General features: G+C 67.5%; 11 protein-coding genes. 3 read left to right on the top strand and 8 right to left on the bottom strand.

Translation table 11 applies throughout. The features are described from left to right. The 3 genes from VF697_RS15790 to VF697_RS15800 all read right to left on the bottom strand — a co-directional run. On the bottom strand, positions 1-351 hold a 351-nt coding region (locus VF697_RS15790; protein WP_331095794.1), incomplete at its 3' end, for a type II toxin-antitoxin system PemK/MazF family toxin. Between the two features lie 39 nt (positions 352-390). Further along, positions 391-609 (bottom strand): hypothetical protein, encoded by a 219-nt coding sequence (locus tag VF697_RS15795; RefSeq protein ID WP_331095796.1) that lies wholly within the window; start codon positions 607-609, stop codon positions 391-393. 83 nt (positions 610-692) lie between these two features. Beyond that, a complete protein-coding gene (locus VF697_RS15800; protein WP_331095798.1) occupies positions 693-1,559 on the bottom strand; it encodes an alpha/beta hydrolase in 867 nt (288 codons plus the stop codon). A gap of 232 nt (positions 1,560-1,791) precedes the next feature. Between VF697_RS15800 and VF697_RS15805 the strand changes: the two genes are divergently transcribed. After that, positions 1,792-3,696 (top strand): hypothetical protein, encoded by a 1,905-nt coding sequence (locus VF697_RS15805; RefSeq protein WP_331095800.1) that lies wholly within the window; start codon positions 1,792-1,794, stop codon positions 3,694-3,696. Between the two features lie 112 nt (positions 3,697-3,808). Beyond that, positions 3,809-4,879 carry a hypothetical protein gene (locus VF697_RS15810; protein ID WP_331095802.1) on the top strand — a complete coding sequence of 357 codons (1,071 nt, stop codon included), beginning with the start codon at positions 3,809-3,811 and terminating at the stop codon, positions 4,877-4,879. A 4-nt stretch (positions 4,880-4,883) separates the two neighbouring features. On the opposite strand, the gene VF697_RS15815 is transcribed toward VF697_RS15810, so the two are convergent. The 4 genes from VF697_RS15815 to VF697_RS15830 all read right to left on the bottom strand — a co-directional run bounded on the left by VF697_RS15815 (position 4,884) and on the right by VF697_RS15830 (position 7,305). Further along, positions 4,884-5,321, bottom strand: a complete 438-nt coding sequence (locus tag VF697_RS15815) for a hypothetical protein (RefSeq protein ID WP_331095803.1) — start codon at positions 5,319-5,321, stop codon at positions 4,884-4,886. A gap of 11 nt (positions 5,322-5,332) precedes the next feature. After that, positions 5,333-5,776: a hypothetical protein gene (locus VF697_RS15820; protein ID WP_331095805.1), complete on the bottom strand. Its 444-nt coding sequence runs from the start codon at positions 5,774-5,776 to the stop codon at positions 5,333-5,335. Positions 5,777-5,801: 25 nt separating this feature from the next. After that, on the bottom strand, positions 5,802-6,233 hold the full coding sequence (locus VF697_RS15825) for a hypothetical protein (protein ID WP_331095807.1): 432 nt from the start codon (positions 6,231-6,233) through the stop codon (positions 5,802-5,804). 91 nt (positions 6,234-6,324) lie between these two features. Next, on the bottom strand, positions 6,325-7,305 hold the full coding sequence (locus VF697_RS15830) for a class I SAM-dependent methyltransferase (protein ID WP_331095809.1): 981 nt from the start codon (positions 7,303-7,305) through the stop codon (positions 6,325-6,327). 199 nt (positions 7,306-7,504) lie between these two features. Between VF697_RS15830 and VF697_RS15835 the strand changes: the two genes are divergently transcribed. After that, a complete protein-coding gene (locus VF697_RS15835; protein ID WP_331095810.1) occupies positions 7,505-8,134 on the top strand; it encodes a hypothetical protein in 630 nt (209 codons plus the stop codon). A 30-nt stretch (positions 8,135-8,164) separates the two neighbouring features. On the opposite strand, the gene VF697_RS15840 is transcribed toward VF697_RS15835, so the two are convergent. Beyond that, positions 8,165-8,586, bottom strand: a 422-nt coding sequence (locus VF697_RS15840; protein WP_331095812.1) for a tetratricopeptide repeat protein, incomplete at its 5' end; no start/stop codon positions are given.

Here is an 8,586-nt window from a genome sequence, read left to right on the forward strand (position 1 = left end):
GCGCTGGTGACGCTGGCCCAGCCCCTCCAGGTGGAGACGCCGGACGGACAGCCCTTGAGGCTGGTGGTGGTGCTGGTGAACGCGCCGGACCGCTCGCACCTCGTGCGGCTGGCGCACCTGGCGCGCATGGCCAGCCACGGCCTCGCCCACCTCCAGCAGGACATTCCCCGGCTCGTTCGCCCGGTTCAAGTTCGACGTCAATGCGCACACCACCACGGTCGTGATGCGCGAGTGGTTGAAGACGTCGTCCTGAACCACCACGTGGGGATGGGAGTAGCTCGGGACAGGCCCTCGCGAGTCATCTGGCCCTATCCAGAACACGTCGCCGCGGTTGATCCTTGTTGAACGCATCGCCGCTTTCTTTCCATCCTGACACGAGTGGGGCGTCTCTCAGGAGGACTTGCGCGCGGACTTCTTGCGAGCCCCCGTCTTCTTCGTCGCCGTCTTCTTGGCCGCCGTCTTCTTGGCCGCCGTCTTCTTGGCCGGCCATCCCTTCTTCATGTCGCCGTAGGCCTTCTTGGAGACAGTGGAGCGGGACTTGGGGCGGCTCTTCCCCGCCTTCTTGCGGCGGTTGATGTTGGCGACGAGCGAGTTCTTCTTCTGGGCCACGGGGCAACCTCCTGGGCGACAGGTGCGCTACCGGCGCTCAACCTAGGCCCGTGCACGGGCGGGCGAAAAGTGGTGGGCGATGTTCACCGTTGACCTTCGGCCAGGAACGCCGCGACAGCGATTGCCACCTCTCCGCGCTTCTCGATTGGCAGCATGTGGGTCTCTCCCTCCCACAGCGCGAGACGCGCGTTCGGTATCATCCTGGCTGTCTCCTCGAAGACGGGTGTGTCGAAGAACTGGTCCGCCGTGCCCCCTATCACCAGGGTGGGCGCCACAATCCGCTTCGCGAAGTCCGCATTGCGCGAGAAGTCCTCGGAGAAGAGGCCACGGTAGGCCCGCAGGATCAGCTGCGGATCCTTCAACTGGGAGGACAACTTGTTCCGATCCATCCAGAGCTTCAGCCGCACGAGCCAGTTGTACCAGGGGCGGCGGAACACCACGGCGTTGTCCTTCAAGAGCTGGTAGAAGTCCCCCGTTTCCAGAGCCTTGAACTGCCCCTCCAAGCGCCGCCACCCACTCTCCGAGAACCGGTGGGCGCAGACCAGGATGATCAGGCGCTCGACGAGCTCCGGGTATTTGGCCGCGAGGCGTTGGGCAACGAATCCGCCGAAGGAGATGCCGATCACTAGGTCGGGTTTGCCGACTTCCGCTTGGATCACCCCCGCGAGGTCTTCGGCGAGGGTATCGATCGTGTAGCGCTGGGGCGGAATCTCCTCGTAGCCGATGAGGGTGTAGCGGTAGCCCGCCGGCAGAAGCCCGGCGACCTGCCTGGCGTACCTGCTCGTGTCGGATGCTGTGTCGATCCGCTGGAATAGCGCGCTGACGGGAAAGAACACGACCGCATGCTTCGGGCCGGAGCCACCCCGGATGTAGGGAGTCCTGCCGGAGAAAAGGCCGCTTTCCACGTGGTCCGCGGCGGCAGTGCCCGTCAGGGGGATGCTTCTGGACATGGTTGGCTCCGTGCTCGAGTTCCTGGGGATGGAGGAGAGGAGCTTAGTCGGAGGATTGATGAGACGTGCGTTCGTCAGGCTCACCGGTCAGCCTCTGGTGGGGGGCGACAGGGGCCCGTCGCGAGCTGGCCATTCTCTCGATACATCAGAAGAATGGGGAGCCTGTTGAGGGGGCTGGCTAGAGTCTGTTTTGAGCTGACCGTGTTTGTCGTCGAACACGAATGGAGGCGGTATGTACACGGTAACAACGAGAAAGTGGGCGAAGAGCTTGTTGGCGGTGACGCTGCTGGTGATGGGCGGGTGCAAGGGCGGCGAGGAGCAGACGACTCCTCCTCCGTCGACGCAGCCGGAGCCCCCGCCACCGGCCACTCAGGTGGTGACGTTCGAGGGCGGGACGCTGAGCTTGTCGAACGGGGCCACGCTGCGCGTTCCGCCCGAGGCGCTCGACCGCGACGTGCAGGTGACCCTGTCGGTCTCGGAGGATGCGCCCCCCGCGGAGCTGAAGCCGGCCTCGCCGCTCTTTCGCTTCGAGCCCTCGGGCACCGTCTTCGCGCGGCCGCTGAAGGTGTCGCTCCCCTTCAGCGGTGACGTGTCGCACCCGACCCTCTACTGGTCCAAGGCGGACGGCTCCGGCTACGAGCCCATTGGCGGAGTGGTGGAGAACGGCGCCATCGTCGCCGAGGTGCTCCACTTCAGCGAGGGCTTCATCGCCGAGGGCCCGGGCACCCGCACGGTGAGCGGCGTGAACAATGAAACCCGGCCCATCGTGTCCGGGGTGGTGAACATTCCGCACGACTACTCGAAGGAAGCGGTGAGCGCCTTCGTGCTGGGCGCGGATGGGACGTTCACCGAGTACAAGGGGACCGGCTACGCCAACGGCACCTTCTCCATCTCCGACGTGCCCGAGGGGGCCTTCTATCTCAAGACCGGGAGCACCTACCTGGTGACGGACCAGAGCGTGCTGGACCTGGGGGTTTCGCGCCCGGGCCGCCCCACTGCCGTGGAGCCCACCCAGCTCACCCCCCTGACCTTCAATGTGTCGAACCTGAATGCCTGGCAGAACGGTGACCACCTGGAGTTCTTCTCCCCCCGTTCCAACACCTGGCTCTTCAACATGGAGACGTACGGGAAGAACCTTCCCGCAGTGGGTGCCACGTCCCTCTCTGGGATGTCGGTGGTTACCGGCCCCCCCGGTACCAGCTCCTACTTCGGCGTTCCCAACCTCGTGGACGGCTCGGTGGGGGACCGCGCCATGCTCGCGCAGCTCAGCCAGCGCACCAGCAGCACGGGTATGCCCTACACGGCGATGAGCCGGGTCATCGAGTTCGAGCCCTTCTCGCAGGTGGACGGCCAGGAGCAGGTCCTCAGCGGTGCGCTGACGGAGGTCTCCACCGCCAATTCCATTTCGCTCAATGTGAAGGGGACTCAGTACAACGCGTACAAGGCCGCCATCGGCCCCTCCCCCACCTTCTTCGAGTTCGTCCTCTCCGTGCAGGGCACCCCCGGTGGAAACGCTCGCAACATGTTCGCCCCCGCGGTGGACCTCCTGCTCTTGAATCCCACCCTGGACGCCGATCTGGAGACCGGCACCATGACCTACGGAACTCCGCTGAGCGACACCTGGGGCGTGAGCGTCTCGACGCGCGCGAGCTTCATGTCGAAGTACGTCCTACCGGGGTCCACGAGAGGGTCGGTGTCCATTTCCGGGGGCGTGGAGACCGTCGATGTGGTGGACGCGGCCAACGCGGCCAACGTGACCGTCACCCCGTGGCTCTCGCCCGTGCAGAACCCTCGGATCAACGGCACGAGCCTGTTCACCGAGACGTCAGGCGTGGGGGCCAGCCCGGTCATCTCGTGGGATCCTCCGGCCGTGGGGACGCCGAGCCTCTACCGGATCAACGTGCGCAGGCTCTTCATCGACAGCGCCGGCACCAACCGTTCCACCCCGGTGGGCGTGGTCTACACGCGCGGCACGCAGGTGAAGATTCCCCCGGACTTGATGCTGGCGGGCCGTTCGTACGTGCTCACCCTCAACGAGGTGCAGAACGCCGTCTCGACTCCGAATGCGCCCTACCGGAGCAGCCTGCCGGCCGCGTTTGTCTCGCTGAACAGCGCCCTCATCCAGATGGCGCCCTGAGACGCGCGGTGACGAGTCCTTTGACACCTTCCCCGGCCGGTCTCTTCTCTTCTCCCTCCCGGGCTCTACAATCCCTGGCGTGATGAACTTTCGACCTTCACGTTTGGGTGCGGTGCTGTCTCTCTCCCTGGTGCTCGGGCTCTGCATCCCGGGGCCGAGTGCCTGGGCGGCCCGGGGTGCCAACTCGGCCAAGAAGGCCAAGGTCCGCAAGGGTCCCCAGCCGAAGCTGCTCTCGCCCGCGGAGGACGCCGAGCTCAAGCCGGGCAAGGTCACCTTCATGTGGCGTGTGGTGGCGAAGCGCGTGCGCCTCGAGGTGGCGCGCGACGAGCAGTTCACCGACACCGTCTTCGACCAGCTGGTGAAAGGGCGCCAGGCGGCGCCCTCGCTCGAGCCCGGCACCTACTACTGGCGGGTGACGGCCCCGCGGGGAATGCCTTCCGACCCGCGCAGGCTGACCGTGGCCGCCGAGCCGCAGCCGCGGGCGGAGCCCCAGCCGCAGCCGCAGGCGGAGCCGCAGCCCATGGCGACCGAAGGCCTGGGGCTGGATCTCACCGGGGCCACCCCCCCAAGCGACACCAGCGCGGCTGCTCCGAGCGACGCGACCGCCCCGGCCTCCGCCGAGGCGACGAGCGGCTCGAACCCGAAAGAGTCCACTGAAGCGGTGGTGGCCGAGGCGGAGCCTCCGCCAGCTTCCTCGCAGCGTGGCTCGAAGAAGCGGTGGAGCCTGTTCATCGGGGGCTCGGCCGCGTATGGCTCGAGCCCGCCCAACTCGATGGCGACGCTGCGCTACGAGGCCAGCTTCGCGCTGCGGGTCGCCAATCCCCTCGAGCTGAGCCTCGCGGTGGGTGGCACGTCGATCCGGGCGCTCGGCACCCGGGACGCGACCTGGCCGTCCTACATGTGGATCGGGCAGTACTACTTCGACCTGGGAGGGCGGTACCGGCTGGCGCGCTTCGAGGACTCAGCGCTGTACGGGCTCGTGGCGGGGCGGCTCTCCATCTTCACCGGCCTGCCGGAGCGCCGGGGCTTCCTCTTGGAGCGCGGCCCGTTCTCGGCGGGCGCGGGCATGGCATTCCGCTTCCGGGCGGGCATCCCAGTGGAGCTCGGCCTGCGCGGCAACGTCCTCACCGGCGAGAAGCTGGGCGGCGAGCTCGAGCTCGGCCTGCGCGTGCTGGTCTTCTAGGCCTTCAGCGGGAGACGACGGGCGCCGAGCTGTCGGAGGGCAGCTCCGCGCGACGCTGGAGCTTCACCACCTCGGCCGTCACCGTCACGCTGCTGGGCAGCGGGATGAAGAAGAAGATGGCGCCGAACACCTTCGTCACCGGCAGGTACTGCGTCTGGCGGAAGCGGACGTTGATGGCGCCATCGCCGCCCATCTCCCGCACCTGGGGGATGAGCACGTCCTTGAGGCCGGCGTCGATGTCCGTGCCAATCACGTCCACGAAGCCAAAGAGCAGCACGCCCGAGCGCGTGGCCTGGACCAGGCCGAGCGTCTCATAGGCCTCGGGGATGTCGCCCGCCGTCACGAAGACGTCCCTGCCGCTGCGATCGGACGGGACGGAGGCGGTGTTGATGACGGTGCAGCCGGTGAGCGCCAGGAGCGCGAATGCGAGGAGGAGACGCATGGGAGGAGGTCTCACTGTGGAGAGGAGATGAACTGGATGATTTCGCCGGTGACGATCACATTGCGGCTGCGCGTCTTCACGCCGCCGCGGCCACCCGCCACGTTGGAGATGGACTGGGAGAGGTCCGACGCACGCTCCACGTCGGTGGGCGGGTTCTCGTCCTCGAACTCGATGTTGATGACGCCATCGCCGCCCATCCGCAGGGCCGTGTCCACGAGGGACTTCTTGATGGTGCTGTCGAGGGCGGCATCGCCCAGCTCCGAGACCCCCGCCACGGTCACCCCGTAGCCCAGCACCTGGGCGAAGCCGAGGGTGCGGTAGGGCCTCGGCGCGCCGCCGGTGCTCAGGTACAGGCCACGCCCGCCATCGGGCGGACGGTCCGACAGCTTCGAGCCGCGCGACACGGCACTGCAGCCGACGCACAGCAGCAGGGGGAGCAGGAGCGGGAGTCTCACCGGGTTCTCCAGGAGCGCAACGGGTTCAACGTGACGGGCTACCGGCCGACGGCGGCGCGGCACCCGGGCCGAGCTTCACCACCTCGCCACTGAGGGTGACCTCGCTCGGCAGCGGGATGAAGAAGAGCAGGGCGAAGAGGATGCGGGTGGGAAGGGTGTACTGCGTCTGCTGGAAGCGCAGGTTCATGATGCCGTCGCCGCCCAGGCGCCGCACCTCGGGGATGAGCGTCTCGTTCAGCCCACCCTCCAGGTCCGTGCTCGCCGGGTCCGCGAAGCCGAAGAGCAGCACACCGCGCCGCGTGGTCTGCACCACGCCCAGGCTCTGGTAGGGGCCCTTCACGTCCCCCGTGGTGACGAAGACCTCGCGCGTGTCACGGAGCGACGGCACCCGGGCCACGTCCACCGTGGTGCAGCCTGCCAGCGTCACCAGAATCAGGAGTCCGAACGTCCCACGCATGCGGTCTTTTCCTCCCTCGTCCGCGGGGAGGTGGAGAATCGGCGTGGTGGGACGCCGGGGCAACCCTTTTCTGGGGGCGTGCGGTGGCTGCTCAGGCCGCGCGACGGTGCCGCAGGAAGAAGGCGGCTTGATCCCCGCGCTCCTGCTGGTTCAGGACGGCCGCTTGCGCGTCGAACTCGGCCAGCTGGGCCGGGGAGAAGATGCTGTTCTGTGGGCCGCAATTGACGAGCGAGCGCTCGGAGAGGAGCGGGATGTCCTGGATGTATTGCTCGCTGCCCCAGAACTGGACGCCCGTGGAGTCGTAGACCACCCGGCCCACCTCCAGGCCACAGGCTTCGGCCACGAGCCGCAGACTCGAGGCGGAATGGAGGTAGAGGTGCCGGGGCGCATCGAGCTGAACCCAGTTGATGCCGTAGCGCTCCCAGGCGAGCGATACCACCGGGACGCGGATGAGACACACCCCATCCTCCGCCAGCAGGCGCGCGGTCGCCCGCAGGACCTCGTGGGGATTGGCCATGTGCTCGAAGGAGTGGTGGAACATGATGACGTCCCACCGGGAGCTGGCGTCGAATTCCGGGAGCGTGGTCTTCAGCACCCGGACACCGTCCCCGTACTGGAGCTCGCGCGGCAAGAAGGCATCCACCCCCAGCAGGCGCTCGAAGCCGAGCGTCCGGATCGCGCGCAGGAAGGAGCCCGAGCCGCAGCCGACATCCAGGATGGCCGACTTCGGCCCAAGGCCCTCGGGGAAGTAATAGGACAGGGCCCGGCTGGCCAGGGCCTGGTCCCGAGCCTCGGTGCTCGCGTAGGAGCGCAGCAGGTCGTCGGGTCCGAGGGCTCCACCCAGCATGGTGTAGCACCATTGCGGAATGCCCCCGAAGGCCGCCCCCTCTTCCGAGAGGCTGTAGTACCCGTCGGGGTAGTAGGGGGACAGGTCCGCCGGCAGGGGGTGGATTTGCAGACAGCGGCAGCGCGAGCACTGGAAGTACTCAAACCGGTCGCGCATCCCAAACATCATCTCCCGGGCCTGGAAGGAGGGATGGGCTCCTTCCGCGTCACAGATTCGGCAGTGCATGGGCAAGCTCCTGTTCTCCGCCGGACTCTAGCCTGCCCATCCGGGCAGGGCACCGGGAGGTGCCCAGGCGCCGCGGAGCCGCCGCTTCGCGCCATTTCGAAAATCCCCCGGGAAGATTTCTTGGACGCGCCGTTCTCCATGCAAACGCGCTGGTGGGCGGCCTGCCCCCCAGCACTGAACTCGCAAGGGAGAGGACGCCATGTCTCGAATCACCAAGTCGTTGCTGATGGGTCTCGCGCTGTGCACGGGGTGCGGTGGGGCGATGGAGGAGGAGCCCGTCGAGGGCAGCGAGGCGATGGCCACGGTGCAGCAGGAGCTGGGGGAGATCGGCTGCACGACCACCGCGTACAACGCCCTCATCGACCAGTTGCTCGACCCGGGCGACGTGGCCAGGAGCTTCACGCGGACCTCGGCGGATGGCTCGTACGATCATCCGGGGGAGTGCCCGAAGCAGTACGTGGTGGAGGTGCGCCAGACCCAGGGGGAGAACCTCTCGGTCCTGGGCGGCTGGGGCGATGCGGCTCCCGCGACCAAGTCCGCGTGCGAGCTCTCCCGCGTCGAGCTGGGCGTGTACGGCCACCTGGGCAGCAGCTGGCCGCTGCTGGGCACGGCCAAGAAGAAGGGCGTCTGGGTGCTCGTCGATTTCTTCGGCAACCAGTACTACGAGTGCCAATTCAAGGACGACCCGAACTACGTGAACACCATCCCGTCCTCCATCGGCAACTCCCCGTATGATCGGCTGCGCATCGCCGCCAAGGCGTACCAGCTCAATTTCATGAGCAGCGTCACCTACAAGAAGGCCACCGGCGGAGTGCTGTCCACCTACTGAGCCACGGGCCGTACGCCCGATGGGCCGGGGTCACTCGATGACGTCGACGATTCGCGGGCTGGGATGCGACGCTCCCGGGGCTTCGGGGGCCGTCCCACGGAAGTAGGTGGTCAACCAGTGGGACACCTCTGCTCCCTTGGGCGAGTTGCCAATGCGCCGGTAGTGCTCCAGGGCCTCGGTAGCGAGCTGCCGGGCCCGCTCCCGCTCCACGCCGCTGGTGTAAAGAGAGCGCGCCAACGTGAACTGGAGCTCGGCACGCTCGAAGGGGTTGTCCATCGCCAGGGCCCTCTCGAGCGGGGGGATGGCCTGGGCGGGCTGACCCCGGGCCAGCGCTACCTCGGCGAGACCCAGGAGCGTCTCGCCGATCTGGGAGTGCTCGGCGCTCAGCACCTTCTGCCCGATCACGAGACTGCTCTGCAGGTGGTGCTCGGCCTCGTCCAGGTGCTGGGCTC

Source organism: Archangium sp., from assembly GCF_036388035.1.
Classification (GTDB): Bacteria; Myxococcota; Myxococcia; order Myxococcales; family Myxococcaceae; genus Archangium.